The organism is Brevundimonas sp. Root1423, assembly GCF_001426805.1.
The window spans coordinates 139603-166438 of sequence record NZ_LMFL01000008.1 but is presented as its reverse complement, the minus strand read 5'-3'; the positions used below and the strand labels follow the sequence as shown (position 1 = coordinate 166438).

Sequence of the window (26836 nt, the reverse complement as noted above, 5' to 3'; positions counted from 1 at the left end):
GTCGACCAGGCCCGACAGCGAGGATTCCGAACCGATCGGGAACTGGATCGGCACGGCCTTGGCGCCCAGGCGGTCGCGGATCGACTGCACCGAGGCGTCGAAATCAGCGCCGATCTTGTCCATCTTGTTGACGAACACGATGCGCGGCACGCGGTATTTGTCGGCCTGGCGCCAGACGGTTTCGGTCTGCGGCTCGACGCCGGCGTTGCCGTCCAGCACCGTCACGGCGCCGTCGAGCACGCGCAGCGAACGTTCGACTTCAATGGTGAAGTCCACGTGGCCGGGGGTGTCGATGATGTTGAGGCGCTTTTCTTTCCAGAAAGCGGTCGTCGCGGCGGACGTGATGGTGATGCCGCGCTCCTGCTCCTGGTCCATCCAGTCCATGGTCGCGGCGCCGTCGTGGACTTCGCCGATCTTATGGTTCTTGCCGGTGTAATACAGGATCCGCTCGGTCGTCGTCGTCTTGCCCGCGTCGATGTGGGCCATGATGCCGAAGTTGCGGTAGTCCTCGATCTTGTGCGTGCGGGCCATGAAAGCGTGCCTTGAAGTGAGTTCAGGACGCGGTGGGCGCCCTCGGGGAGATCGTCGATGTTCGGATAAGCGGGCGCGGGCGATTTAGCTCAAACCGCCCGCGCCGGATAGTCACTAGATAGGCGCCGAACAGGGCGCCTTGAAGGCGTTTACCAGCGGTAGTGGCTGAAGGCGCGGTTCGCCTCGGCCATCTTGTGGGTGTCTTCGCGCTTCTTGACCGCGGTGCCGCGGTTGTTCGAAGCGTCCAGCAGCTCGGCGGCCAGCTTTTCGGTCATGGTGTTCTCACCACGCTTGCGCGCAGCGTTCACCAGCCAGCGGATGGCCAGGGCGCGGCGACGATCGGGGCGAACCTCGACCGGCACCTGATAGGTGGCGCCGCCGACGCGACGCGAACGGACCTCGACCGACGGCTGGACGTTTTCCAGGGCGGTGTGGAAGGTCTGGACCGGCTCGAAGTCCTTCTTCTTGTCGGCCAGGATTTCGAACGCGCCGTAGACGATGTTCTCGGCGACGGCCTTTTTGCCCTCGTACATGACGTAGTTCATGAACTTGGTGACGGTCAGATCCTTGTATTTGGGATCCGGCAGGACTTCGCGTTTCTGGGCGCGGTGGCGACGGGACATGGGCTTGGCCTTCTAAAGACGTATCTGGGTGCCGGCTTTCGCTGGCGAATGGAGTGGGTCGGTCGCTTACTTCGGACGCTTGGCGCCGTAGTGCGAACGGCGCTGCTTGCGGTCCTTGACGCCTTGCGTGTCGAGCACGCCGCGCAGGATGTGGTAGCGAACGCCGGGCAAGTCCTTGACGCGGCCGCCGCGGATCAGGACCACCGAGTGCTCCTGCAGATTGTGGCCTTCGCCGGGGATGTAGCACACGGCTTCGATGCCGGTGGTCAGGCGGACGAGCCGAGTTGGGCTTCTTCGGGGTCGTCGTATAGACGCGGGTGCAGACGCCGCGGCGCTGGGGGCAGCCCTTCAGGGCCGGCACCTTGTTGCGCACCGGCTTCGGTTGGCGCGGCTTGCGGATCAGCTGGTTGATAGTCGGCATGGAGTCTCGGTTCTCTTCAATCGATGGGGGCGTGTGCCTTTCGGCCGGAGCGCCCCGGTGAGCCTTCTTTTCGGACGACGCCTTGACGCCGCCCCGGGTTTGATCTCGAGCCGACAGCGCGACCGCCAAACGAAAAAACCGGAACGCGCGCTTCGGGCGTTCCGGCGGGCACAGCCCGTCCGCTCAATTGTCACGATCCCGGAACCCGGCGAACCGGGAACCTCGAAAGTGGGGGGCTTCTACGCGCGAGGGGTGCTCAGGTCAAGGGAGGCGTGGCCTCTGCCGCTCGAGGCATGCCTGCAGTAGCCGTAATACCGCCACGCTCGCCCCGCCAGATGCGCGTATGGCGGGAGTACGGGGCATCACGAAGACGAACTTGGCGTGGCCTCCGCGCGCCGAACAATGGCGCAAGCCCGCCATCGTCGCCGCCTCCCTGCTGCTGCACGCGGGCCTTCTGGCTTGGATCGGCATGCGCACCATGGGTCTGGGCGCGCCCCTCCCGGACCAGAGCCCCACCATCTACGTCCAGCTCGAGCCCCGGCCCCTGCTGGCCGACGAGACGCCGCGCCAGCCCGTGGCCGCCCGCCAGGTCGAGGCGCCGCCGCTGGCCCGGGCCGCGACAACCCCGACACTGCGCAACGACGACGAGGACGAAACGCCGCTCGCGCCCTCCCCTCGCCTCGCAGCGCCGGCGCCTGAAGCGCCCGCGCCGCCGACCGACGGCTACTGGGCCGTCCACCCGCGCACCCTCCGCGACCGCATCGCGCAGGGCCTGCGCACCAGCCCCCTCGGTTGCGCCGCCGAGGCCGTGCTCAGCGCTACCGAGCGCGCCATCTGCGACGACCGCTTCGGCCGCCGCGCCGCCGCCGCCCGGCCCATCGAAGGCACGGGCAATCCCGAACGCGACGGCCAGTTCGCCCGCGAAGGCGCCCGCCGCCTGCGCCAGTACGAGATGCGCCGCCGACCGCTGTCGGGCGGTCCGGGCATCGTCGGTCCCCAGGACGGGCCGGGCTCGAATTTCGGCATCGGCGTCGCCGGCGCCCATCTGGATCCGTCGCTCCGTCCCGACTCGACCCAGAACATCCGCACCCGCCGCGACGGCCCGCGCAACGACGATGCGCCCCTGACGCCAGGCTCCAGCGTCACCCGCGACCCGCCGCCGCGCTGACGCGCTCAGGCGACGACGCCGATCATCCGTCCGTCGTCATCCCGGCGAAGGCCGGGACCCAGCGGCGCCGAAGGCGATCTTTTCAGGCAAGCTGTATCGGACAGATACGCTCCCGACAGGTTCGCGCTCTCGCGCGCCACTGGGTCCCGGCCTTCGCCGGGATGACGACAACAAGGGGCGCCACCAGCGCTCGACGTGAGTACGGCCAACAAAAAGGCGGCCCCGCTTCCAGGGCCGCCTCTTCATTTCAGTCCGAACCTGTCGATCAGCCTTCGCTGCTCTCCAGCTCCAGCGCCAGATCGGCCGGAAGCGGCTCAATGGCCTCCTCCCGCTGCGACGTCAGTTCGGCGTCGCGTTCGTTGGCGATCTTCTGCAGGGCCCGGAGATAGGCGCCCGTGCCGGCCGGGATCAGGCGGCCGACGATTTGACCGAGGCGTCGGTGAGGACGCGGGTGGTCTCCTGGAAGGACGCCGCCGAGATGAAGCTGCGGGTCTGCAGCGACGCCTTGGTGATGCCCAGCAGGACCGGCTGCGTGGTGGCCTGACGGCCGCCGCGCTTCTCGACCTTCAGGTTTTCCAGAACGGCTTCSGCMACCTCGACCGTGTCGCCACGGATCAGGGTSGTCTCRCCCGAGTCCAGRAYCTCGACCTTCTGCAGCATCTGGCGAACGATCACCTCGATGTGCTTGTCGTTGATCGGCACGCCCTGCAGTCGGTAGACCTCCTGCACTTCGTTCACCAGGTACTCGGCCAGGGCCTCGACGCCCTGGATGCGCAGCAGGTCGTGCGGATCCGGGTTGCCGTCGATGATGTAGTCGCCCTTGTTGATCAGATCGCCGTCGTGGACGGAGATGTGTTTGCCCTTGGGGATCAGGAATTCGACCGGTTCGGCCTGGTTGCCGTCGGCGTCCAGTTCCGGCGTGATCTTGATGCGACGCTTGTTCTTGTAGTCGCGTCCGAATTCCACGCGGCCGTCCATCTCGGCGATGACCGCGCAGTCCTTGGGTCGACGGGCTTCGAACAGCTCGGCCACCCGCGGCAGACCGCCGGTGATGTCGCGCGTCTTGGCTCCCTCGGTCGGGACGCGGGCGATGATCTCGCCCGGCTTGACCGAGTCGCCGTTGTTCACGGACAGAACCGCGCCCACCGGCAGCAGGTAACGGGCGTCGGAGCCCGAGGCCAGCTTGGCGTASGCRTCRCCGGAGGTGACGCCCATGGCCGGACGCAGGTCCGCMCCACGGGGGCTGGCGCGCCAGTCGCTGACGACGCGCTGGGCGATGCCCGTCGCTTCGTCGGTTTCCTCGCGGACCGACAGGCCCTCGACCAGGTCCTCGAACCGGATCACGCCGCCGACTTCCGTCAGGATCGGAGAGGTGTAGGGGTCCCACTCSGCCAGACGCTGGCTGCGCTTGACGTCCGAACCCTCGACCACCCGCAGACGGGCGCCGTACGGGATCTTGTGGCTCTCGCGGTCCTTGCCGTCGACSACGATGGTGACGACGACGTTGCGGCTCATGGCCACCAGATCGCCGTGCGCCGCCTTGACGGTCGGGCCGGTGATCTTGGCGACGCCGGGGTTGGTCGCCTCGTAGAACGAGGTTTCCGCCACCTGCGCCGTACCGCCGATGTGGAACGTCCGCATCGTCAGCTGGGTGCCGGGTTCGCCGATCGACTGGGCGGCGATRACGCCCACCGCTTCGCCGATGTTGACGTTGGTGCCGCGCGCCAGGTCACGGCCGTAGCAGAAGGCGCAGATGCCGGCTTCGGCTTCGCAGGTCAGGGCCGAGCGGACCTTGACCGACTGGACGCCGGCGTTGTCGATGACCTCGACCTCTTCCTCTTGCAGGTAGGTGTCCGCCTTGAACAGGACGGCGTCGCCGCCCGGCTCCTTGATGTCCTCGGCCGCGTAACGGCCCAGAACGCGTTGACCCAGCGAGACCAGCACGTCGCCGCCTTCGACCACGGCGCGCAGGGTGATGCCCCGCGTCGAGCCGCAATCGTCCTCTGTGACGATCGAGTCCTGCGCCACGTCGACCAGACGACGCGTCAGATAGCCGGAGTTGGCGGTCTTCAGCGCGGTGTCGGCCAGACCCTTGCGGGCGCCGTGGGTGGAGTTGAAGTACTCAAGAACGGTCAGGCCTTCCTTGAAGTTCGAGATGATCGGCGTCTCGATGATCTCGCCCGACGGCTTGGCCATCAGGCCCCGCATGCCGCCCAGCTGCTTCATCTGCGCCTGCGAACCACGGGCGCCGGAGTTGGCCATCATGAACACCGAGTTGATGTCMGGSGCCTGACCCTTGGCCAGAACGCGCGGYTGCGCGATCTCGCCCATCATGGCGTCAGCGATCTTGTCCGTGGCCTTGGCCCAGGCGTCGACGACCTTGTTGTACTTCTCGCCCTTGGTGATGAGGCCGTCAGCGTATTGCTGCTCGTACTCTTCCACCTGGGTGCGGGTGTCGGCGACCAGACCGGCCTTGGCGGCCGGGATGACGATGTCGTCCTTGCCGAACGAGATGCCGGCCTTGGCGGCTTCACGGAAGCCCAGCTGCATCATCTGGTCGGCGAAGATGACCGTCGCCTTCTGRCCRCAGTGGCGATAGACCTGATCGATCAGGTTGCCGATTTCCTTCTTGGTCAGGTTCTTCTCGAGCAGGCGGTAGCCGATGTTCGCGTTATGCGGCAGCAGCGCGCCCAGCTTCATCCGGCCCGGGGTCGTGTCGATGACCTTGGTGATGACGTCGCCTTCGGCGTTCATCTCGGTCCAGCGGGCTTTGATCTTGGTGTGCAGCGACACGACCTTGGCGTCGAGCGCCGCGTCGATCTCGCCCATGTTGGCGAACAGCTTGCCCTCGCCCGGCTCGCCTTCCTTGACCAGCGACAGGTAGTACAGGCCCAGGACGATGTCCTGCGACGGCACGATGATCGGCTTGCCGTTGGCGGGCGACAGGATGTTGTTCGTCGACATCATCAGCACGCGCGCTTCCAGCTGGGCCTCGAGGCTCAGCGGGACGTGTACGGCCATCTGGTCGCCGTCGAAGTCGGCGTTGAAGGCGGTGCAGACCAGCGGGTGCAGGCGGATGGCCTTGCCCTCGATCAGCTTCGGCTCGAACGCCTGGATGCCCAGACGGTGAAGCGTCGGCGCGCGGTTCAGCAGRACCGGGTGCTCGCGGATGACCTCGTCGAGGATATCCCACACCTGCGGCTGCTCGCGCTCGACCATGCGCTTGGACTGTTTGACGGTGCCCGACAGGCCCTTGGCGTCAAGGCGCGCATAGATGAACGGCTTGAACAGCTCGAGCGCCATCTTCTTCGGCAGGCCGCACTCGTGCAGCTTCAGCTCGGGACCCACGGTGATGACCGAACGGCCCGAATAGTCAACGCGCTTGCCCAGAAGGTTCTGGCGGAAGCGGCCCTGCTTGCCCTTCAGCATGTCGGCCAGCGACTTCAGCGGACGCTTGTTGGCGCCCGTRATSACGCGGCCGCGRCGGCCGTTGTCGAACAGGGCGTCGACCGATTCCTGCAGCATCCGCTTTTCGTTGCGGATGATGATGTCGGGCGCGCGCAGCTCGATCAGGCGCTTCAGACGGTTGTTCCGGTTGATGACCCGGCGATACAGGTCGTTCAGGTCGGAGGTGGCGAAGCGGCCGCCGTCCAGCGGCACCAGCGGGCGCAGTTCCGGCGGGATGACCGGCACGACCGTCAGGATCATCCACTCGGGCTTGTTGCCGCTYTCGAGGAAGGCCTCGATCAGCTTCAGGCGCTTGGAGGCCTTCTTGGCCTTCATTTCCGAGGGGCTGTCGGCCAGTTCGCCGCGGTGCTTTTCAGCCTCGGCGTGCAGGTCGATGCCGATCAGCAGGTTGCGCACGGCCTCGGCGCCGATCTCGGCGGTGAAGCCGTCATCGCCGAACTCGTCCTGGTARCGGTAGAACTCGTCTTCCGTCAGCAGCTGGTTCTGCTTCAGCGGGGTCAGGCCCGGCTCGGTGACGATGTAGTTTTCGAAGTAGAGCACGCGCTCCACGTCCTTCAGCGCCATGTCCAGCATCAGCGAGATGCGCGACGGCAGCGACTTCAGGAACCAGATGTGGGCGACCGGGCTGGCCAGTTCGATGTGGCCCATCCGCTCGCGKCGAACGCGGGCCAGGGTGACCTCMACGCCGCACTTCTCGCAGATGATGCCCTTGTATTTCATGCGCTTGTACTTGCCGCACAGGCATTCGTARTCCTTGGTCGGGCCAAAGATACGGGCGCAGAACAGGCCGTCACGCTCGGGCTTGAACGTCCGGTAGTTGATCGTTTCCGGCTTTTTGATCTCGCCGAACGACCACGAACGGATCTTCTCCGGCGAAGCCAGGGCGATCTTGATCTGGTCGAAGGTCGGGGTGACCGGGACTGCATTGAAGATGTTCAGGACTTCCTGGTTCATCTTGATTCCTTCTGCGGGGTGACCCGCCAAATTTCATTGAGGGAGAAAGCGAAAGACCGTCCCTCCCCGCTTTCGCGGAGAGGGATTTTGGTCGGTCAGCTGTTCTCCAGCTCCACGTTCAGACCCAGCGAGCGCATTTCCTTGACGAGCACGTTGAAGCTCTCGGGAATGCCCGCCTCGAAGCTGTCGTCGCCGCGGACGATGGCCTCGTAGACCTTGGTCCGGCCGGCCACGTCGTCCGACTTCACCGTCAGCATTTCCTGCAGCGTGTAGGCGGCGCCGTAGGCTTCCAGGGCCCACACCTCCATCTCGCCGAAGCGCTGGCCGCCGAACTGCGCCTTGCCGCCCAGCGGTTGCTGGGTGACGAGCGAGTACGGCCCGATGGAACGGGCGTGGATCTTGTCGTCGACCAGGTGGTGCAGCTTCAGCATGTAGATGTAGCCGACCGTGACCGGACGCTTGAACTGCTCGCCGGTCTGACCGTCATAGACGATCGACTGGCCSGTGCGGTCGAGACCCGCCTTCTCCAGCAGTTCCTCGATGTCGTTGATGTGCGCGCCGTCGAACACCGGAGTGGCGAACGGAACGCCCTTGGACAGGTTGCGGGCCAGCTCGACCAGGTCCTCTTCCGACTCAGGAAGCGGGGTGTCGGCGCCGTAGATGCTGGTCAGGTGATCGACCAGCGCCTTCTTCTGTCCGCCCTGTTGCCAGGCTTCCAGAAGGCCCTGGATCTGCTTGCCGAGACCGGCGGCGGCCCAGCCCAGGTGGGTTTCGAAGATCTGGCCGATGTTCATGCGCGAAGGCACGCCCAGCGGGTTCAGAACGACGTCCACCGAGGTGCCGTCTTCMAGGTGCGGCATGTCCTCGATCGGCAGGATCTTGGAGATGACGCCCTTGTTGCCGTGACGGCCGGCCATCTTGTCGCCGGGCTGAAGCTTGCGCTTCACGGCCACGAAGACCTTGACCATCTTCATCACGCCGGGGGGCAGTTCGTCGCCGCGCTGCAGCTTCTCGACCTTGTCCTCGAAGCGGCGGTCGAGCGCCTTGCGGGCGTCCTCGAACTGCTTCTTCATGGCTTCCAGCTCGCCCATCGCCTTCTCGTCGTCGAGGGCGATCTGCCACCACAGGCCGCGCGACAGCTCGCCCAGCTTGGCTTCGGTCACGACGCCGCGGCCCAGGCCCTTCGGACCCGAGGTGGCGKTCTTGCCGACGATCAGCGGRTGCAGACGGCCGTAGACGTTGCGYTCGAGGATCTTCAGCTCGTCGTCGCGGTCCTTGCCCAGACGTTCGATTTCCGAACGCTCGATGGCGATAGCCCGTTCGTCCTTGTCGACGCCGTGGCGGTTGAAGACGCGCACGTCGACGATGGTGCCGGCGACGCCGGGCGGCAGGCGCAGGCTGGTGTCGCGGACGTCCGACGCCTTCTCGCCGAAGATGGCGCGCAGCAGCTTCTCTTCCGGAGTCATCGGGCTTTCGCCCTTCGGCGTGACCTTGCCGCACAGGATGTCGCCCGGCTGGACCTCGGCGCCGATCGCCACGATGCCGGCCTCGTCGAGGTTGCGCAGGGCTTCCTCGCCGACGTTCGGGATGTCGCGGGTGATCTCTTCCGGCCCCAGCTTGGTGTCGCGGGCCATGACCTCGAACTCCTCGATGTGGATCGAGGTGAAGACGTCGTCGCGCACGATGCGCTCSGAGATCAGGATCGAGTCTTCGAAGTTGTAGCCGTTCCACGGCATGAAGGCGACGAGGGCGTTGCGGCCCAGAGCCAGTTCACCGAGATCGGTGGACGGGCCGTCGGCGATCACGTCGCCGACCTTCACTTCATCGCCCACGCGYACGATCGGGCGCTGGTTGATGCAGGTCGACTGGTTGGARCGCTGGAAYTTCGACAGGCGGTAGATGTCGACGCCCGAACGGCCGGCGTCCAGTTCGTTGGTGGCGCGCACGACGATGCGGGTGCCGTCGATCTGTTCGACGACGCCGTCACGACGGGCGACCACGACGGCGCCGGAGTCCACGGCCACGACCGCTTCCATGCCGGTGCCGACCAGCGGCGCGTCCGACTGCACCAGCGGCACGGCCTGACGCTGCATGTTCGCGCCCATCAGGGCCCGGTTGGCGTCATCGTTTTCCAGGAACGGGATCAGGGCGGCGGCGACCGAAACGACCTGTTTCGGCGACACGTCCATCATGTCCACGTCGGCCTTGATCAGCAGCTGGGAGTCGCCGTTGATCCGTCCGGGGACCAGGTCCTCGACGATCWYGCCGTCCTTSARCTCGATGTTGGCCTGGGCGATCGTGTATTTCGCCTCTTCCATGGCCGAGATGTAGACCACCTCGTCCGTGGCCTTGCCGTCCTTCACGCGMCGGTAGGGGCTCTCGATGAAGCCGTATTTGTTGACCCGCGCGTGCGTGGCCAGCGAGTTGATCAGGCCGATGTTCGGGCCTTCCGGCGTTTCGATCGGGCAGATGCGGCCGTAGTGGGTCGGGTGCACGTCGCGGACTTCGAAGCCCGCGCGCTCACGCGTCAGACCGCCCGGGCCAAGCGCCGARAGGCGGCGCTTGTGGGTGATCTCGSWSAGCGGGTTSGTCTGGTCCATGAACTGCGACAGCTGCGACGAACCGAAGAACTCGCGCACGGCCGCGGCGGCCGGCTTGGCGTTGATCAGGTCGTGCGGCATGACGGTGTCGATATCGACCGAGGACATGCGCTCCTTGATGGCGCGCTCCATCCGCAGCAGGCCGACGCGGTACTGGTTCTCCAGCAGCTCGCCGACCGAACGGACCCGGCGGTTGCCCAGGTTGTCGATGTCGTCGATCTCGCCCTGGCCGTCCTTCAGGCCGACGAGGATCTGCAGCACCTTCAGCACGTCTTCCTTCTGGAGGACGCGGATTTCGTCGGACACCTCGGGGGTCTCCAGACGCATGTTCATCTTGACCCGGCCCACGGCCGACAGGTCGTAGCGCTCGCTGTCGAAGAACAGCGAGTTGAACATGGCTTCGGCGGCTTCCGGGGTCGGCGGCTCGCCCGGACGCATCACGCGGTAGACGTCGAACAGCGCGTCCTCGCGGCCCGTGTTCTTGTCGATGCGCAGGGTGTTGCGCATGTAGGCGCCGACCGTGACGTGGTCGATGTCCAGCACGTCGATGGTGGTGAAGCCGTGGCTTTCCAGCAGTTCGATCGTCGGCTGGTCCAGCTCGTCGCCGGCCTCGGCGTAGATCTCGCCGGTCTCGTAGTTGACGGCGTCGGCGGCCAGATAACGGGTCAGCAGGGCGTCGGCGGCCAGCGACAGCGACGTGGTCGTGTCGCCCAGCTTCTTGGCCTGGCGGGCGCTGATCTTGGTGCCGGCGGCGGCGATCACTTCACCGGTGTCGGCGTCGACCAGGTCGAACTCCGGCTTCACGCCGCGCCAGCGCTCGGCCTTGTACGCGCTTCTCGTAGGGCACGGTCTCGTAGAAGGTCTTCAGGATCTCTTCGCCGTCCATGCCCAGACCCATCAGGAAGGTCGAGGCCGGCAGTTTCCGGCGGCGGTCGATGCGGACGTAGACGATGTCCTTGGCGTCGAACTCGAAGTCCAGCCACGAGCCGCGATAGGGGATCACGCGGGCGGCGAACAGCAGCTTGCCCGAGCTGTGCGTCTTGCCCTTGTCGTGGTCGAAGAAGACGCCCGGCGAACGGTGCATCTGGGACACGATCACCCGCTCGGTCCCGTTGACGACGAAGGTGCCCTTGTCGGTCATGAGCGGGATGTCGCCCATGTAGACGTCCTGCTCCTTGATGTCCTTGACCGAGCGCGCGCCGGTCTCGTCGCGCTGGATGCATTCCTCGACGTCGTATTTCGGCTCCTCGAACTCGTAGGAGACGTATTCCAGGATGGCGCGCTCGTTGAAGTCCTTGATCGGGAACACCGACTTGAAGACCGCCTCGATGCCCTGGTCCTTGCGCGGTCCCGAGCGAACTTCGCGCTGCAGGAACTGCTCGTAGGAGGCGCGCTGAACCTCGATCAGGTTCGGCATCTGCACCGCTTCGGGGATCCGGCCGAACGAGTGGCGGATGCGCTTCTTGCCGGTGAAGGTGTCTATGTTCCCAATGCGAGCCGGGCAGCCCGCGTCAAATGCAGCAGCAGCCGCGGCGGCGCACGGGTGCGCTGTCGCGGCTTCAGGTTTCTCGGCGTCCACCCTCGGCCTTTCGGCCAGGACGCCAGCAATGTGAAGCTCCCTTGGGGAGGAGCACGCCTTCGCTCGGTCGGAGGGCGACGGACCGGGCCTCGGCGCTTTCGCGCGCATACGGGGGGTGTGTGCGGGACCGGCACATATACTCGCTTCTTCGACGAAATAAAGGCCTGCACTGATCTTTCCTGCGTCCAGCGCGCGCCGACTCCCCATTGCTTTGCAGCGGGCGGGAAAATAGCGTCCCTCCCCATGAAACACCTGATCCTCGCCTCCGTCGCCGCCCTGACCCTCGCCGCCTGCGCCAGCGCGCCGCCGCCGCCGGCCGCCGCCACGCCGGGAACCGGCACCGCCGAGGGCTGGGCCGCCGGCAATGCGCAATATCTGGTCGTCAACGGCGCCCGCCGCGGCTGGACCACCACCGAATCGGGCCTCCAGTACCGCCGCATCGGCCGCGCCCGCCCGGAAGGCCGCCAGCCCTCGGGCTCGGACACGGTCAAGGTCCACTACCGCGGGACCTTCGTCGACGGCCGCGAGTTCGACAGCTCCTACAGCCGCAACGAACCGGCCGAATTCCCGCTCAACCGCGTCATCAAGGGCTGGACCGAAGGCGTCGCCCTGATGCGGGAAGGCGAAAAGTTCGAATTCGTCATCCCGGCCTCACTCGGCTACGGCGAACGCTGGGTCGGGGGCGACGAACTGCCCCCCAACTCGACCCTGCTGTTCACGGTGGAACTGCTGGAAGTGAAGCCGGCCACGCCCGCCGCCTGACCTGACACCTTTCGTCATCCTCCGGCAAGCCGCGCAGCGGCGCAGACCGGGGGACCCAGCGGCGCGCGAGAGCGCGAAGCTGTCGGGTGCGCCAATGCTGGATGCAGCAGGGTTTCGCCGCCGTCGCGGCGCCGCTGGGTCCCCCGGTCTCGCTGCGCTCGCCGGAGGATGACGAAGGTGAGGGGCCGCTCAACGCGCCGACTGCGCCGCCCAATCACAACCGACGGAACCCGGAACATGACGGCGTTTTAATCCGGCGCGGGCGCGTTCGGCTTGACCGGTCCGCGCCCCCGGCGTGATCTGCGCCTCCCCTAGGCCTCCGAGTGTTCCGATGATGCGTCCTGCCCGCCTGCTCGCCTCCGCCTGCGCCGCCGCCCTTCTGTTCGGGGCCGCGCCCGGCCTGGCCCAGGTCGGAACGCCCGCCCTCGACCGCGTCCTTGCCCCCATCCCCGCCCCGCGCGACGTGGCCTACCCCGGCGTCATCAAGCTGGAGATGGACGCCACCGACATCGACCGCCGCATCGTCTCCGTCAGACAGACCATCCCGGTCGCCGGCCCCGGTCCGCTGATCCTGCTCTATCCGCAGTGGATTCCCGGCAATCACGGCCCCGTCGGCCCGGTGGACGACATCGGCGACCTGCACATCACCGCCGGCGGTCAGGAACTCCGCTGGGTCCGCAACACCGCCAACACCAACGCCTATGAGGTAGAGGTCCCTGCCGGCGTCTCCGCCGTCGACGTCGCCTTCAAATGGCTGACCCCGATCGAGGGCTCGCAGGGCCGCATCGTCTTCACCGACGAGATGCTGAACATCCAGTGGGAGAAGGCCGTCCTCTATCCGGCCGGCTACTATTCCCGCCAGATCACCATTGAACCGACCCTGCGTCTCCCGGCGGGCTGGCAGTACGGCACGGCGCTGGACACCCGCGCCTTCCAGAACGGCGTCGCGACCTTCGCCCCCATCACGCTCGAGCATTTCGCCGACAGCCCGGTCTTCGCCGGCGCCCACTATCGCCAGATCGATCTCGATCCGGGCGGCCGTTCGCCCGTCCGCCTCAACATCGTCGCAGACGACGCCGACATGCTGGCCGCCACCGACGAGCATATCGCCCTGCACCGCGAACTGGTCCGTCAGGCTGACCGCCTGTACGGCGCGCGCCACTTCAATCACTACGACTTCCTGCTGGCCGTCACCGAAGACCTCGGCGGCATCGGGCTGGAGCACCACCGCTCGTCCGAGAACAGCGTCGACACCCGCTATTTCACCGACGCACAGGCGACCATCGGCGACCGCGACCTGCTGGGCCACGAATACACCCACTCATGGAACGGCAAATGGCGCCGCCCCGCCGACCAGCTGACCCCGACCCTGAACGAGCCGCTGCAGAACTCCCTGCTCTGGGTCTACGAAGGCCAGACCCAGTACTGGGGCCTGATCCTGACCGCCCGCGCCGGCCTGATGACCAAACAGCAGGCGCTGGACGTCTTCGCAAATACGGCTGCGAGCTACGCCGAAGACAACCCCGGCCGGACGTGGCGGGCCATGCAGGACACCACCAACGATCCGATCATCGCCCAGCGCCGGCCCCAGCCCTGGGGCAGCTTCCAGCGCAGCGAGGACTATTATCGCGAAGGCGCCATGATCTGGCTCGACGCCGACACCTTGATCCGCGAGCAGACCAACGGCCGCAAGTCGCTGGATGACTTCGCCAAGGCCTTCTTCGGCGTGCAGGACGGGCAGTGGGACCCCGCCCCCTATACCTTCAGCGACGTCACCTCGACCCTGAACGGCGTCCAGTCCAATGACTGGGCGACCTTCCTGCGCACCCGTCTCGACGCCGTCGGCGCCGGCGCCCCCACCCCCAACGGCGGCATCGAGCGCGGCGGCTACCGCCTCGTCTGGCGCGAGACGCCCAACGACTATTCCAAGGCCCTGAACAGGGAATACAGCCGCGTCGACTTCGCATACTCGCTGGGTCTCAGCCTGAACCCCGCCAACCGCGTCACCGCCGTCCGCTGGGGCTCGCCCGCCTTCGAGGCTGGCCTGACCTCGGGCTGGGAGGTCGTCGCCGTCAACGGCCGCGCCGCCAGCGCCGACGCCATCTCCGAGGCCATCACGGCCTCGAAGGGCAACACGACCCCCATCGAGATGATGCTCCGGAAGGGCGATCGCTTCCGCACCATCGCCTTCGACTACCACGGCGGCCTGCGCTACCCGCACCTCGAGCGGATTGCCGGAACCCCCGACCGTCTCGGCGACATCCTCGCCCCCCGCCGCCGTTGATCGTGAGGGACAATCAGATGATCCGCACCGCCGCCCTCGCCCTGCTCCTGACCTCGGCCGCCCTGCCCGCCCTCGCGCAGGTTCCCGCGTCGCAGGCCGCCACCCCCCTGCCCGCCCCGACCAGCCTGCCGCACGCCCTGCCGCCCATCCCGGCGCCGCAGGACCGGGACTATCCGGGCGTCATCGGCATCGAGGCGGACCTGACCGACCTCGACCACAAGGTCATTCGCGTCCGCCAGACCGTCCCGGTCTCGGCCGGCCATCTGGTCCTGCAGTATCCGAAATTCATCCCCGGCAATCATGCGGACACCGGCCCGATCCAGCTCGTCTCCGGCCTGACCGTCACCGGCAATGGCCGGCGGATCGAATGGGTGCGCGACACCGTCGACCCCCACGCCTTCCACCTCGACATCCCCGCGGGCGTCACCGAGATCCAGGTCGCCTTCGAATGGCTGACCCAGCCCGACAACGCCGTCTGGCGCGTGGTCATGACGCCAGAGATGGTCAATCTTCAGTGGGAGAAGGCCCTGCTCTATCCGGCGGGTTACAACCACGACCGCATCACCTTCGCCCCATCGGTCAAATTGCCGGCAGGCTGGAACTACGGCGTCGCCCTGACCACCACGGGCCGCGAGGGCGACATCGCGACCTTCGCCCCCATCTCGCTCGAGCATCTGGCCGACAGCCCGATGTTCGCGGGCAAACACTACCGCCGCATCGACCTGGATCCGGGCGGCCGTTCGCCCGTGCATCTGAACCTCGTCGGCGACACCGCAGCCTCCCTCGCCGCCTCCGACGAGCGGATCGAACAATACCGGAGCCTCGTCGACCAGGCCGACCGCCTCTTCGGTGCCCGCCACTTCGATCACTATGAATTCCTGCTCGGCCTGACCTCGAAAATGGGCGGTATCGGCCTCGAGCATCACCGCTCGTCCGAGAACACCGCCAGCCCGACCTTCTTCACCGGCTCCAGCCCCGACTTCGGCGCCCGCACCCTGCTGCCGCACGAGTTCACCCACAGCTGGAACGGAAAATTCCGCCGTCCGTCAGACGAATACGTCCAGAACCTCAACCTCCCCACGCAGAACACCCTGATGTGGGTCTACGAGGGCCAGACCGAATACTGGGGCGACGTCCTCGGCGCCCGCTCGGGTCTGGTGACGAAGGAGGAGGCCCTCGCCAACCTCGCCGAGGTGGCCGGCTTCTACGACCAGCAGCCCGGCCGCCAGTGGCGCTCGCTGCAGGACACCACCAACCACAACCTGCTCGGCTACCGCACCACCAACCCCTGGGGATCGTGGATGCGCGGCACCGGTGACTACTACCGCGAGGCCCAGCTGATCTGGCTCGACGTCGACACCCTGATCCGCGAGCAGACCAACGAGCGCAAATCCCTCGACGACTTCGCCAGGGGGTTCTTCGGCGTCGATGACGGCGTCTGGGAAGCCAAACCCTACACCTTCGACGACGTGGTCGCGGCCCTGAACGCCGTCCACCCGCACGACTGGGCGACCTTCCTGCGCGCCCGTCTGGACGCCGTCGGCCCCGACGCCGAGGCCCCGCTCGACGGTATCGCCCGCGCCGGCTACCGGCTGACATACGTCGACGACCTGAACGCCCTCGAGAAGCGCATCCAGTCCGGCTGGGCGACCGACTTCCAGTACTCGCTCGGCTTCAACCTCAATGCGGCCAACCGCATCACCGGGGTTCGCTGGGGCAGCCCGGCCTTCGAGCAAGGCCTCGGCGCAGGCTGGGATTTGATCGCCGTCGGCGACCGCACCGCCTCGGCCGAGGCCCTGCGCGACGCTGTCACGGCGGCCAAGGGCGGGACCGACCCGATCATCCTCGTGGTCAAACGCGGCGACGAGTTCCGCACCCTGTCCTTCGCCTACCACGACGGCCTGCGCTACCCGCGCCTGGTCCGCACCGAAGGAACGCGCGACCGCCTCGCCGACATCCTCGCACCACGACGGCGCTGAGCCCGGAGGGGGGCCGCCGCCCCCTTCGCCGCCTCTATTTCAGCAAGGCCAGCAGAGCCTTCGCCACGCCTTCCGAGGAGGCCGGGTTCTGGCCCGTGACCAGCTTGCCGTCCATCAGGACATGTTCGCCCCAGTCGGCCCCCTTGGAATACAGCCCGCCGTTGGCCTTCAGCATGTCCTCGACGAGGAAGGGCACGATGTCGGTCAGGCCGACGCCCTCTTCCTCGCCGTTGGTGAAGCCGGTGACCTTGCGGCCCTTGACGAGGAATTCGCCGTCCGGACCCTTCACATGGCGCAGGGCCGCCGGGGCGTGGCACACCGCGCCGACCGGCTTGTCGGCTTTGGCGAAAGCTTCGATCAGCGCGATCGAGACGGGGTCTTCCGCCAGGTCCCACATCGGACCGTGCCCGCCCGGATAGAAGACCGCGTCAAAGTCGTCCGCCGACACCTCTGACAGCGGGCGGGTCGAGGCCAGCGCCGCCTTGGCGGCCGCGTCGTCCTTGAAACGCCGCGTGGCGTCGGTCTGGGCGTCCGGCTCGTCGCTCTTGGGGTCCAGCGGCGGCTGGCCGCCCTTCGGCGAGGCCAGGGTGATGTCCGCCCCCGCGTCCTTCAGCACATAGTAGGGCGCCGCGAACTCCTCCAGCCAGAAACCGGTCTTCTTGCCGGTGTCGCCGAGCGCGTCGTGTGACGTCAGCACCATCAGGATTTTCATGGGGAGGCCTTTTCGGTTGCGGAGAGACGGAGGTGGGGAGCCTGCCCCGCACCCGCCACGCCCCAAACGAAAACAGGCCCGAAGGTTTCCCTTCGGGCCTGCGATTTCGAGGCGCCGAAGCGCCCGATGCCGTGGTCGGTCTTACTTGACCTGGACCTTGGCGCCGGCCTCCGTCAGCTTCTTGGCGACTTCGTCGGCGGCTTGCTTCGAGACGTTCTCGACGACGTTCTGCGGAGCGCCTTCGACCAGGTCCTTGGCTTCCTTCAGACCCAGGTCCGAACGCACGCCACGGACTTCCTTGATCACGTTGATCTTCTTGTCGCCGCCGTCCAGCAGGACAACGGTGAACTCGGTTTGCTCTTCAGCAGCTTCGGCGGGAGCGCCGGCGCCGCCGCCGGCGGGCATGGCCATGGCGACCGGAGCAGCGGCGCTGACGCCCCACTTTTCTTCCAGCAGCTTGGACAGTTCGGCGGCTTCCAGAACGGTCAGCTTCGACAGGTCTTCAACGATTTTGGCGGTTCCGCTTACGCGGCGTCCTTCGAGGCGTACGCGCTGAACACGCGGGCCAGTTGGGAAGCCGGGGCTTGAACGACGCCGGCGATCTTGGTCGCGGGGGCGTTGAGCAGGCCGAGCAGCGAAGCGCGGATCTGGTCCAGCGACGGCAGTTTGGAGAGAACCTCCACGCCCTTCGCGTCCAGAACCTTCTCACCCATGAAGCCGCCCAGGACGATGAACTTGTCGTTCGCCTTGGCGTATTCAGCGGTGATCTTGGCGGCCGTCACCGCATCGTCGGCATAGGCGATGCCCACGGGACCCTTGAACAGGCCGTGGTAATCGCTGCCTTCGGCGGCATCCAGCGCCTTGAGCGCCAGGCGGTTCTTGACCACCTTGAACGTGCCGCCTTCNACGGGACCCTTGAACAGGCCGTGGTAATCGCTGCCTTCGGCGGCATCCAGCGCCTTGAGCGCCAGGCGGTTCTTGACCACCTTGAACGTGCCGCCTTCTTTGCGAAGACGTCCACGCAGATCTTCCATGTCCGCAACGGTCAGACCCAGGTTGTGGGTCACGACCACGGCGCCCGCGTCGGCGAAAACGCCCTTCAGCGTTTCGATCGACTCGGCTTTTTGTGCGCGGTCCATTGCGGTCTCCAGTCTGGTATTCGCCGCCGGGCTTATTCCCGACGACGGATTTGGCCAAAGCGCGCCGCATCGCTGCGAAGCGTTCAGGCCGGTCGTAATGTCCGAAGGAGGCTCGAACCTCGTGCGGCCCGGATACCGGGTCGACGATGGCCGTCTGCATCCCCATCCGAAGCGTTCAGGCCGGTCGTAATGTCCGAAGGAGGCTCGAACCTCGTGCGGCCCGGATACCGGGTCGACGATGGCCGTCTGCATCCCCATCTCCCCACGGCGTCAGAGGGCTCTCTGACATTTACGGCGCGGGTGACCCCCACGCCCCGAAGTTCTCGGACAGGACCGCCATGACACGGGGCCATGACGGAGAAGGCGCGCTCTATACACGGATATCCCGCGAACTCAAGCACCCGCCCCGTTTTCCGCGCGGGAGGGCCGGAAAACCCTCCATGTGCGCTGACCGCGCTTGACGCGCCCCCCGCGTCGATCATTACAGTCCTGTCATCAAATCGGGATCGGGGGACCCCGCGTGACGCAGGACGGACCACAGGCTGAGTTGTTGCGCCGCGCCGCCGAGGCGCTGGCTCGCCGCGATCCGCAATCCGCCCTCGGCCTGCTGGATCAGGCCGACCGGCTCGGAGTCACCCACAACGGCACCCTGAACCGGGCATTGGCGCTCAGGCTGATCGGCGACTTCAACGGCGCGCTGGTGGTGCTGGACGACGCCCTCGCCATGCAGCCGTATGACTTCACCGCCCTGCTGGGCAAGGCGGCGATGCTGGAGAAGATCGGCCAGGGCGTCGCCGCCGTCGACGTCTATCGAAACGCGCTGAAGATCGCCCCGCCGCGCGAGCGCTGCCCGCCCCCGGTCGCGGCCCAGATGGACCACGCCGACGGCGTCGTCCGCCGCCATGCCGAAGCCCTCCGCGACCATATGCGGAACGCGGTCGCCGGCCTTCGCGACACGCTCGACCCCGCCGCCCTCGACCGGTTCGACGAGGGGCTGGAAATCTACGCCGGCCTGAAGACGGCGCCGAAGCAGGAACCCCTGCTGCTCGACTATCCCCGCCTGCCCGCCATTCCCTTCTACGACCGCGCCCTGTTCCCCTGGCTGGAACAGCTGGAGGCCGCCACCCCCGTCATCCAGGCGGAGCTTGAGGCCCTGCTGGCCTCGTCCATGGACGAATTCGCCCCCTACATCGCCTATCCAAAGGGGGCTCCCGTCAATCAGTGGGGCGAGTTGAACCATTCGCGCAAATGGTCCTCGCTCTGGCTGTGGCGCGACGGCGCGCGTCAGGAGGCAGTCTGCGAACGCTGCCCCCGGACCGCCGCCCTGCTGGAGTCACTGCCGATGTGCCGGCAGGAAGGCTTCGCCCCCACCGCCGTCTTTTCGGCGCTCCAGCCTCACACCCACATTCCCGCCCATACGGGCTCGTCCAACGTCCGTCTGCTGACCCACCTGCCGCTCATCCTGCCCGGTCCGGCCCGGTTCCGCGTCGGCAACACCGTCCGCGACTGGAAGATGGGCGAAGCCTGGGTCTTCGACGACACGATCGAGCACGAGGCCTGGAATGACGCCGATCAGATGCGGGTCATCCTGATCTTCGACATCTGGAACCCGTGGCTGACGGACGGCGAGAAGACCCTGATCACCGCCATGATGAAGGCCCAGCGCAGCTTCACGGCGGCCGGCTGAGCCTCCCGTTAACCCGGCGCTCACCACCCCGCACAACCCGATCTTCACCTTGAGCCGGGTAGAAACGTCCCGGAATGAGCCAGTCCAGCTTCGCGCAGAGACCGGCCGACGTGATGATGAAGGGGCGCTATCCCATGGCCAAGACCGTTCTGGTGGTGGACGACGATCCGACCCAGCGCCGCCTCGCCCAGGCCGTGCTGGAGCGCGAAGGCTACGCGGTCGTCCACGCCGAATCCGGCGGTGAGGCCATCGACCGTCTGACCAAGGGGGGCGGCGCCGACGTCGTCCTGCTGGACATGGTCATGCCGGGCATGAGCGGCATGGAGGCCCTCGCCGAAATCCGCACCGCCGGCGTCACCACGCCCGTCATCGTGCTGACCGCCTCGGGCGGCGTCGACGCTGTGGTCAAGGCCATGCAGGCCGGCGCCCAGGACTTCTTCGTCAAACCCGTTTCGGCCGAACGCCTGCTGGTGGGCGTCTCGAACGCCCTTCAGATGACCCGCCTGACCGCTGAGGTCGGCCGCCTGAAGAAGCACGTCAGCGGTCGCACCTCCTTCGACGACCTCGTCGGCCAGTCCGCGCCGATGCGCATGGTCAAGTCGTTGGGCGCCCGCGCCGCGAAATCCTCCATCCCCGTCCTCATCACCGGCGAAAGCGGCGTCGGCAAGGAAGTCATCGCCCGCGCCCTGCACGGCGCCTCGGACCGTTCGGGCAAGCCCTTCGTGGCCGTCAACTGCGGCGCCCTGCCCTCGAACCTGATCGAGTCGATCCTGTTCGGGCACGAGAAGGGCGCCTTCACCGGCGCTCACGACAAACACCTTGGCAAGTTCATGGAGGCCAACGGCGGCACCCTGTTTCTCGATGAGATTGGCGAGTTGCCGCTGGATATGCAGGTCAAGCTGCTGCGCGCCCTTCAGGAGGGCGAGATCGACCCGGTCGGCGCCAAACGCTCGGTCAAGGTCGACGTCCGCATCGTCTCCGCCACCAATCGCGACCCGGCCCAGCAGGTGCGCGAAGGCGCCTTCCGCGAGGATCTGTTCTATCGTTTGAACGTCTTCCCGATCGAAGCCCCGTCCCTGCGCGAACGCCGCGAGGACATCCCGGCCCTGGTCGACCACTTCATCGCCCGCTTCAATGTCGAGGAAGGCAAGCGCATCGCCGGCTGCTCCGGTGAGACCTTGGCCCTGCTGTGCGCCTTCGACTGGCCCGGCAACGTCCGTCAGCTCGAGAACGCCGTCTATCGCGCCATCGTGCTGGCCGACGCGCCCTTCCTCCAGCCGCACGACTTCCCCGCCATCTCCGGCCGCGCCACGCCGCTGGCCGACCATGAAGTCGAAGCGAACGCCGTCGGGATCCCGGTGGCCGCGGGCGACATCGACCTTCCCGAGCTGCCCGATTCGCCCATTCGCATCCTCGACGAGCGCGGCCATCTGCGGACCCTCGAGGAGATCGAGCGCGACCTCATCCAGCACGCCATCGAGGTCTACGCCGGCCATATGTCGGAGATCGCGCGCCGGCTCGGCATCGGCCGCTCGACCCTCTACCGCAAGGTCCGCGAACAGGGCCTGGAAGGCAGTCTCCGGGAAGTCGGTTAGGAAGCTGCAGCAGCGGCCTTCGCAAAGCCCGTAGTCTGACCAAAAGTTCATTGGCCAGCAGCGCCGCTACAGTCGAAGACGCATGGGCTGTGCGCTGCCGCAACTTTCGGTTTCGTCGCTGAAACGCGACGGAAACACGAGCGGGCGACGTTGCAGCTTCGTCCTCCTCCCCCAAGGCCATCGCATGCTTCTCGTCACCACCGCCCTGTCCGGACTCATGGCCGGGGCTATCCAGACCGCGCCGCCGCAAGCGGCCGCTCCGCAAACGCCGCCGGCCCCTGCGCCCGCTGCGACCGCGCCCGCGCGCACGGATGACGACGCTTACGACCTCGGCACGGTGGTCACCACCGGCGCCCGCCCGCGCGGCAGCGTCAATTCCGACATCCCGCCGGACGTCACCCTGACCGCCGAACAGATCCAGGCCTATGGCGCCTCCGACATCGCCGAACTGCTGACCTATCTGGAGCCCCTGACCCGCAGCACGCGCGGCCGGGAAGGCGGCCAGCCGGTGTTTCTGGTCAACGGCCGCCGCATCTCCGGCTTCCAGGAAATCCAGGGCATCCCGACCGAGGCGATCGAACGCACCGATATCCTGCCCGAGGAAGTCGCGCTGGAGTACGGCTACCGCGCCGACCAGCGGGTGGTGAACTTCGTGCTCAAGGCCAATTTCCGCTCGCTGGTGGGCCAGCTCTCGGGCCGCGCCCCGACACAGGGCGGCCGCACCATCGGCGAGATCGAGGGCAACGTCCTGAATATCGCCGGCGCCACCCGCTGGTCGCTCGACGCCGAATACGAACGCTCGACCCCGCTGTACGAATCCGAGCGCGACATCGTCCGCGACCCGGGCGCCCTGCCCTACGACCTGATCGGCAACATTTCCGGCGCGCCCTACGGCGCCGAGATCGATCCGGCCCTCTCGGCCGCGGTCGGCTCGACCGTTATCGTCAACCCGGTGCCCGCCACGGGCGCGCCGACCATCGCCAACTTCGCCTCGGTGGCCGGGGACCCGCGCACCACCGACCTGGGCGCCTACCGCACCCTGCTGTCCGCCGCCGAGCGCTCCACGGTGCGCGGCACCCTCAAGCGCGACATCAACGGCACCACCCAGGGCACGCTCAGCGGCAGCCTCGAGAACAACACCAGCCACAGCTACAATGGCCTGCCCGGCGTGGTCCTGACCTTGCCGGACGGCAACCCGTTCTCGCCCTTCGCCAATGACGTTCTGGTCTTCCGTTACCTCGACGCCCCGGACAACATGGACCGGGAAACCGACACCCTGACCGGCCGCATCGCCGGCGTTCTGGACGGCTTCATCGGCGAGGACTGGCGCTGGACCCTGACCGGATCCTACGACCGCGTGGAAACGGACACCCTCACCGGCCGCGGCTTCGGCGCCGCGCCCTTCCAGACGCGCCTGACCGCCAACGACCCGACCGCAAACCCGTTCGCCAGTCCCCTCAACCCCGCGGACTTCACCGCCCTGCCCGACGACACGGCCAATTCGGTCTCCCAGGTTCTGGCCGGCGAGCTCGTCCTGAACGGCGACGTCTACGACCTTCCGGCCGGCGGCATCTCCTCGACCTTCAAGCTCGGCGCCGACACCCGCTCTCTGGATTCGGTCACCAACCGTTCGGGTCTGATCATCGACCGCTCGCAGTCCCGGGACCGCGTCAACGCCCAGGCCAGCTTCGGCATCCCTATCGCCAGCCGCCGCCAGGGCGTCCTGCCGCAGTTCGGCGACCTCTCGGCCAATTTCAATGTCGGCTATGAGGAACTGTCGGACTTCGGCGGCCTGTCCACGCTTGGCTTCGGGGTCAACTGGTCGCCGATCGAGCCCGTCTCCCTGCTGGTCAGCTACACCGACGAACAGGGCGCGCCCTCGATCTCGCAGCTGAACGACCCGATCATCGCCACGCCGAACGTGCCGGTGTTCGACTTCGCCACCGGCCAGACGGTGTTCGTGACCCGCATCGACGGCGGCAACCCCGGCCTGAACGCCGACCACCGCAAGGTCTGGAAGCTGGGCGGCACCCTCAAGCCCTGGTCCGAGACCGATTTCCGCATCCAGTCGACCTGGACGTACAGTCTGACGGAAGACGCCATCGCCGGCTTCCCGACCCTGACGCCCGACCTCGAGGCGGCCCTGCCCGGCCGCTTCGTCCGCGACGCCGCCGGCAATCTGCTGTCGTTCGACGGCCGGGCGCTCAACTTCGACCGCTTCGAGCGTCAGGACATCCGCACCGGGGTCAACTACTCGCGCGCCTTCGGCAAGCCCAATCCGGCCGCCACGCCCTTGCCGGGGCAGCCCGGCGGCGCACGTCCGGCCGGCGGCCCCATGATCATTACCTCCGACGGTGCGCCCCTCCCGCCCGGAGCACGAGTGACCTTCAGCGGTTCTCCCGGCGGCGGAGGCGGTGGCGGCCAGATGCGCATGGGCGGCGGCGGGGGCGGCCGTGGCGGCGGCATGCAGCCCGGCCAGGGCCGCTTCAATCTGTCGGTCTACCACACCTACCGGATCCAGGATGAGATCGTCATCGCCGAGGGTCTGCCTGTTCTCGACCTGCTGGACGGCTCCGCCACCGGCAGCCGCGGCGGCACCCCCCGCAACGAGATCCAGGCCCAGGCCGGCGTCTTCAAGAGCGGCATGGGCGCCTTCCTCAACGCCAACTGGCGCGAGGGCACCTTCGTCGACGGTGGAACCGGACCCGACCTGTCGTTCTCGGATCTGGCCACGGTCAATCTGAACGTCTTCGTCGACCTGGGCGGGCAGGCGTCATGGGTCGCCAAATATCCCTGGCTCAAGGGCGCGCGCCTCAACCTCGGCGTCCAGAACATCTTCGACAGCCGTCTGGAAGTGACCTCCAGCGCCGGCGACGCGCCGCTGAACTACCAACCCGACTACCTCGACCCCATGGGCCGGACCATCAGCCTGACGTTCCGCAAGATCCTGTTCTAGCCGTCGGCGTCGGGGGCCTTTCGCCCCCAGCGCCGCTTCGGCGCCTCGCCCTTGGCCTTGGCCGCGATCTCCTTCAGCTTGCGGCCCTGCATGGCCGACAGCGCCTGCCCCGGCGCGCCCTTCTCGGGGTCGCCGAAGGCGCGGCCGTGGGTCTTCACTCGCTCGCTGACCGAGTCGATGAATTCGCCCTCCCATTCGGACAGCGAAACGCCCGCCTTCTCTGCCGAGCGGCGGGCGCGTCTTAAGGCATTGAGGGCCGCCCGCTGGGCCGCCTTGCGTTCGGCCTCGAACGGACTGGCGGGCGGTTTTTTCGAACCGCCCTTCCCCCCGCCGAAGCCGGTTCGCTTCAGGGTCAGATCTCGCCCAGCGCCGACATGTACAGGTCCAGGATCGCGTCCTCTTCCTGCCGCTTGGCCTTGTCCTGTTTCCGGATGCGGATGACCTTGCGCAGGATCTTGACGTCGTAGCCCTCGCCCTTGGCCTCCAGGAAGACCTCCTTCATGTCGGCCATGACGGCGGCCTTGTCCTCTNGGCCCTGACATCGAAATACAAGTCGGTCCGGATGCGGATGACCTTGCGCAGGATCTTGACGTCGTAGCCCTCGCCCTTGGCCTCCAGGAAGACCTCCTTCATGTCGGCCATGACGGCGGCCTTGTCCTCTTCCAGACGCTCGATGCGCTCGATGATGGTGCGCAGCCGGCCCTGGGCGGCCGAGGTCAGGACGTCGGGCGAGGAATCGAAGGAAGCGTCGTCGGCCAAGGGAGAACTCCGGATAAACCGCCCTCAAGTAGGCCGAAGGCCGATACCCCCGCCCGAAGCTGGGCCGGGTCGGAAACCGCCCGCGCCNCTCGATGATGGTGCGCAGCCGGCCCTGGGCGGCCGAGGTCAGGACGTCGGGCGAGGAATCGAAGGAAGCGTCGTCGGCCAAGGGAGAACTCCGGATAAACCGCCCTCAAGTAGGCCGAAGGCCGATAGGGCAACAAAGATGAAGGACGCTAACCACGCCCGAGCGCGCGACTCAACGATCGCTGGGAGCAGACGCGAAAAAGGCTGCGGACAAGTCCGCAGCCTTTGGAATTTCGTACCGCGCCGTAAGGCGTGGAAAGACCTTAGCCCTGCTTCGCCTTGAAGCGCGGGTCGGTCTTGTTGATCACGTACACAACACCCTTGCGGCGCACGACCTTGCAGTCGCGGTGGCGGGTCTTGANCTTAGCCCTGCTTCGCCTTGAAGCGCGGGTCGGTCTTGTTGATCACGTACACAACACCCTTGCGGCGCACGACCTTGCAGTCGCGGTGGCGGGTCTTGAGCGACTTGAGCGAGCTGCGGACCTTCATGGTCGTCGTCCTGAGGCAAAGCAAAACAGAAAAGCCGCGGGCAAGACCTGCGGCGGAGCGGTGCGTATAGAGAGGCTTCCCGGAATCGTCAACCACGGACTGGCGTGATTTGCAGACCGGCTTGCGGCACACTCGCGTTGCTACGCGGAGGGAGGGCTTCATGGCCAGCAACGAACGGGTCTACAGATACAGCTTCGCCAGCGTCTACCCGCACTACATCGCCAAGGCGGAGAAGAAGGGCCGCACAAAGGAAGAGGTCGACCGGATCATCCTCTGGCTCACCGGCTACAGCCGGGAGCAGTTCGAGGCCTGCCTGGCCGACAAGTCCGATCTCGAAACCTTCTACGGTGAAGCGCCCCGGCTGAACCCCGCCCGCGCCGCAATAACCGGCCTGATCTGCGGCATCCGCGTCGAAACCATCGAGGAGCCGCTGATGCGGGAAATCCGCTACCTGGACAAACTCATCGACGAGCTCGCCAGGGGGAAGGCGATGGAGAAAATCCTGCGAGAGCCGGTCTGATCAGAACCAGGTCTCTACGGGCCCCGCGGTCATTCCCAGCAGCACGCCGGTCACCTGCACCCCGCTGCCGTCCTCGGTGACGATGTTGAACGCCTGCTGACTCAGCGGCGTCGGGTCCGGCCGCGCCATCGCCCAGCCCTCAAACAGCCGCGCCGTCACCGCCCATTCGCCCAGGACCGCCAGCTTCTCATGCCGCCGATCGGCCCGGATTCGGACCATCAGCGCGTCCAGATGCGCCTCCGAGCCTTCGATGACCTGAACGAACTTCCCGTCCGGCAGGGCGAGGGCTCCGGTGATCCTGTCTCGCTTGTTGTGGGCCAGCGACGTGCGGAAGATCGCATCCAGCGCCACCACGTCGTCATGGTCGATCAGGGACTCGCTGCGACAGACCAGCCGTTTGAGATTCTCGCGCATCGCGATTGCCTTGGGGCCAAGCGCCCGCGCGGGGTGTACGCCCTTCGCGCAAGCAATGCCGCTGCTATCTGGTGTGAAGGGTGGGTTATTGCAGCAACGCTTCCCGGCC

The 26836-nt window shown here is 67.0% G+C and carries 17 protein-coding genes and 6 pseudogenes; 8 read left to right on the top strand and 15 right to left on the bottom strand.

Going from position 1 to position 26836, the window contains the following annotated elements:
* The 3 genes and pseudogenes from ASD25_RS31675 to rpsL all read right to left on the bottom strand — a co-directional run.
* Positions 1–531, bottom strand: a 531-nt coding sequence (locus ASD25_RS31675) for a GTP-binding protein (RefSeq protein WP_235562631.1), incomplete at its 3' end; no start/stop codon positions are given.
* Positions 532–680: 149 nt separating this feature from the next.
* The gene (rpsG, locus tag ASD25_RS06010; RefSeq protein ID WP_056615544.1) at positions 681–1154 is read right to left on the bottom strand and encodes a 30S ribosomal protein S7; all 474 of its coding nucleotides are present in this window, start codon (positions 1152–1154) and stop codon (positions 681–683) included.
* A gap of 66 nt (positions 1155–1220) precedes the next feature.
* A pseudogene (gene rpsL / locus ASD25_RS06005) lies at positions 1221–1575 on the bottom strand (30S ribosomal protein S12).
* Between the two features lie 376 nt (positions 1576–1951).
* Between rpsL and ASD25_RS06000 the strand changes: the two are divergent.
* Positions 1952–2743: a hypothetical protein gene (locus tag ASD25_RS06000; RefSeq protein WP_056615538.1), complete on the top strand. Its 792-nt coding sequence runs from the start codon at positions 1952–1954 to the stop codon at positions 2741–2743.
* 265 nt (positions 2744–3008) lie between these two features.
* On the opposite strand, the pseudogene rpoC reads toward ASD25_RS06000, so the two are convergent.
* Together rpoC and rpoB are read right to left on the bottom strand one after the other, a co-directional pair.
* Positions 3009–7165: pseudogene (gene rpoC, locus ASD25_RS05995) on the bottom strand (DNA-directed RNA polymerase subunit beta').
* Positions 7166–7260: 95 nt separating this feature from the next.
* Positions 7261–11248: pseudogene (rpoB, locus tag ASD25_RS05990) on the bottom strand (DNA-directed RNA polymerase subunit beta).
* A gap of 339 nt (positions 11249–11587) precedes the next feature.
* On the opposite strand from rpoB, the gene ASD25_RS05985 reads away from it, so the two are divergent.
* The 3 genes from ASD25_RS05985 (at position 11588) to ASD25_RS05975 (ending at position 16369) form a co-directional block, all read left to right on the top strand.
* Positions 11588–12106 (top strand): FKBP-type peptidyl-prolyl cis-trans isomerase, encoded by a 519-nt coding sequence (locus tag ASD25_RS05985; protein WP_056615536.1) that lies wholly within the window; start codon positions 11588–11590, stop codon positions 12104–12106.
* Positions 12107–12440: 334 nt separating this feature from the next.
* Positions 12441–14390 (top strand): M61 family metallopeptidase, encoded by a 1950-nt coding sequence (locus tag ASD25_RS05980; protein WP_056615596.1) that lies wholly within the window; start codon positions 12441–12443, stop codon positions 14388–14390.
* Positions 14391–14407: 17 nt separating this feature from the next.
* Positions 14408–16369: a M61 family metallopeptidase gene (locus ASD25_RS05975; protein ID WP_056615534.1), complete on the top strand. Its 1962-nt coding sequence runs from the start codon at positions 14408–14410 to the stop codon at positions 16367–16369.
* A gap of 34 nt (positions 16370–16403) precedes the next feature.
* Here ASD25_RS05975 and ASD25_RS05970 read toward each other — a convergent pair whose 3' ends face one another.
* From ASD25_RS05970 to rplJ (ASD25_RS31665), 4 genes and pseudogenes are all read right to left on the bottom strand, one after another.
* On the bottom strand, positions 16404–17081 hold the full coding sequence (locus ASD25_RS05970) for a type 1 glutamine amidotransferase domain-containing protein (RefSeq protein WP_056615532.1): 678 nt from the start codon (positions 17079–17081) through the stop codon (positions 16404–16406).
* Between the two features lie 141 nt (positions 17082–17222).
* Positions 17223–17591: a 50S ribosomal protein L7/L12 gene (gene rplL / locus ASD25_RS05965; RefSeq protein ID WP_056615529.1), complete on the bottom strand. Its 369-nt coding sequence runs from the start codon at positions 17589–17591 to the stop codon at positions 17223–17225.
* A 14-nt stretch (positions 17592–17605) separates the two neighbouring features.
* Positions 17606–17986, bottom strand: a pseudogene (gene rplJ, locus ASD25_RS31670) (50S ribosomal protein L10); the annotation flags it as partial.
* 1 nt (position 17987) lies between these two features.
* The coding region (gene rplJ / locus ASD25_RS31665) for a 50S ribosomal protein L10 (RefSeq protein WP_082572507.1) at positions 17988–18220 on the bottom strand (233 nt) is incomplete at its 3' end.
* Positions 18221–18740: 520 nt separating this feature from the next.
* Here rplJ (ASD25_RS31665) and ASD25_RS05955 point away from each other — a divergent pair.
* The 3 genes from ASD25_RS05955 (at position 18741) to ASD25_RS05945 (ending at position 24458) form a co-directional block, all read left to right on the top strand.
* The gene (locus tag ASD25_RS05955) at positions 18741–19907 is read left to right on the top strand and encodes an aspartyl/asparaginyl beta-hydroxylase domain-containing protein (protein WP_235562630.1); all 1167 of its coding nucleotides are present in this window, start codon (positions 18741–18743) and stop codon (positions 19905–19907) included.
* 134 nt (positions 19908–20041) lie between these two features.
* Positions 20042–21502 carry a sigma-54 dependent transcriptional regulator gene (locus ASD25_RS05950; protein WP_056615593.1) on the top strand — a complete coding sequence of 487 codons (1461 nt, stop codon included), beginning with the start codon at positions 20042–20044 and terminating at the stop codon, positions 21500–21502.
* A gap of 184 nt (positions 21503–21686) precedes the next feature.
* Positions 21687–24458, top strand: a complete 2772-nt coding sequence (locus ASD25_RS05945) for a TonB-dependent receptor (RefSeq protein WP_056615518.1) — start codon at positions 21687–21689, stop codon at positions 24456–24458.
* On the opposite strand, the gene ASD25_RS05940 is transcribed toward ASD25_RS05945, so the two are convergent.
* The 5 genes and pseudogenes from ASD25_RS05940 to ykgO all read right to left on the bottom strand — a co-directional run bounded on the left by ASD25_RS05940 (position 24455) and on the right by ykgO (position 25793).
* The gene (locus ASD25_RS05940; RefSeq protein ID WP_156389206.1) at positions 24455–24808 is read right to left on the bottom strand and encodes a hypothetical protein; all 354 of its coding nucleotides are present in this window, start codon (positions 24806–24808) and stop codon (positions 24455–24457) included. The genes ASD25_RS05945 and ASD25_RS05940 overlap by 4 nt on opposite strands.
* Before the next feature lie 2 nt (positions 24809–24810).
* Positions 24811–24988: pseudogene (locus ASD25_RS29185) on the bottom strand (DUF2312 domain-containing protein); the annotation flags it as partial.
* 1 nt (position 24989) lies between these two features.
* A partial coding sequence (locus ASD25_RS05935) for a GapR family DNA-binding domain-containing protein (protein WP_156389204.1) occupies positions 24990–25217 on the bottom strand: 228 nt, incomplete at its 3' end.
* A 350-nt stretch (positions 25218–25567) separates the two neighbouring features.
* A pseudogene (rpmJ, locus tag ASD25_RS31190) lies at positions 25568–25665 on the bottom strand (50S ribosomal protein L36); the annotation flags it as partial.
* Positions 25666–25667: 2 nt separating this feature from the next.
* The gene (gene ykgO, locus ASD25_RS05930) at positions 25668–25793 is read right to left on the bottom strand and encodes a type B 50S ribosomal protein L36 (protein ID WP_055832286.1); all 126 of its coding nucleotides are present in this window, start codon (positions 25791–25793) and stop codon (positions 25668–25670) included.
* A gap of 160 nt (positions 25794–25953) precedes the next feature.
* On the opposite strand from ykgO, the gene ASD25_RS05925 reads away from it, so the two are divergent.
* The gene (locus ASD25_RS05925; RefSeq protein ID WP_056615512.1) at positions 25954–26313 is read left to right on the top strand and encodes a DUF2200 domain-containing protein; all 360 of its coding nucleotides are present in this window, start codon (positions 25954–25956) and stop codon (positions 26311–26313) included.
* Here the strand turns inward: ASD25_RS05925 and ASD25_RS05920 are convergent, their stop codons facing one another.
* A complete protein-coding gene (locus tag ASD25_RS05920) occupies positions 26314–26727 on the bottom strand; it encodes a BLUF domain-containing protein (protein ID WP_056615509.1) in 414 nt (137 codons plus the stop codon).
* Between the last annotated feature and the right edge of the window lie 109 nt (positions 26728–26836).

Bases quoted from the DNA above. Each gene is read 5' to 3' on its own strand.
- ASD25_RS05945 (WP_056615518.1), top strand. From the start codon at position 21,687: ATGCTTCTCGTCACCACCGCCCTGTCCGGACTCATGGCCGGGGCTATC.
- ASD25_RS05920 (WP_056615509.1), bottom strand. From the start codon at position 26,727: ATGCGCGAGAATCTCAAACGGCTGGTCTGTCGCAGCGAGTCCCTGATC.
- ASD25_RS05950 (WP_056615593.1), top strand. From the start codon at position 20,042: ATGGCCAAGACCGTTCTGGTGGTGGACGACGATCCGACCCAGCGCCGC.
- ykgO (WP_055832286.1), bottom strand. From the start codon at position 25,793: ATGAAGGTCCGCAGCTCGCTCAAGTCGCTCAAGACCCGCCACCGCGAC.
- rpsG (WP_056615544.1), bottom strand. From the start codon at position 1,154: ATGTCCCGTCGCCACCGCGCCCAGAAACGCGAAGTCCTGCCGGATCCC.
- ASD25_RS05975 (WP_056615534.1), top strand. From the start codon at position 14,408: ATGATCCGCACCGCCGCCCTCGCCCTGCTCCTGACCTCGGCCGCCCTG.
- ASD25_RS05985 (WP_056615536.1), top strand. From the start codon at position 11,588: ATGAAACACCTGATCCTCGCCTCCGTCGCCGCCCTGACCCTCGCCGCC.
- ASD25_RS05925 (WP_056615512.1), top strand. From the start codon at position 25,954: ATGGCCAGCAACGAACGGGTCTACAGATACAGCTTCGCCAGCGTCTAC.
- ASD25_RS05980 (WP_056615596.1), top strand. From the start codon at position 12,441: ATGCGTCCTGCCCGCCTGCTCGCCTCCGCCTGCGCCGCCGCCCTTCTG.
- ASD25_RS05970 (WP_056615532.1), bottom strand. From the start codon at position 17,081: ATGAAAATCCTGATGGTGCTGACGTCACACGACGCGCTCGGCGACACC.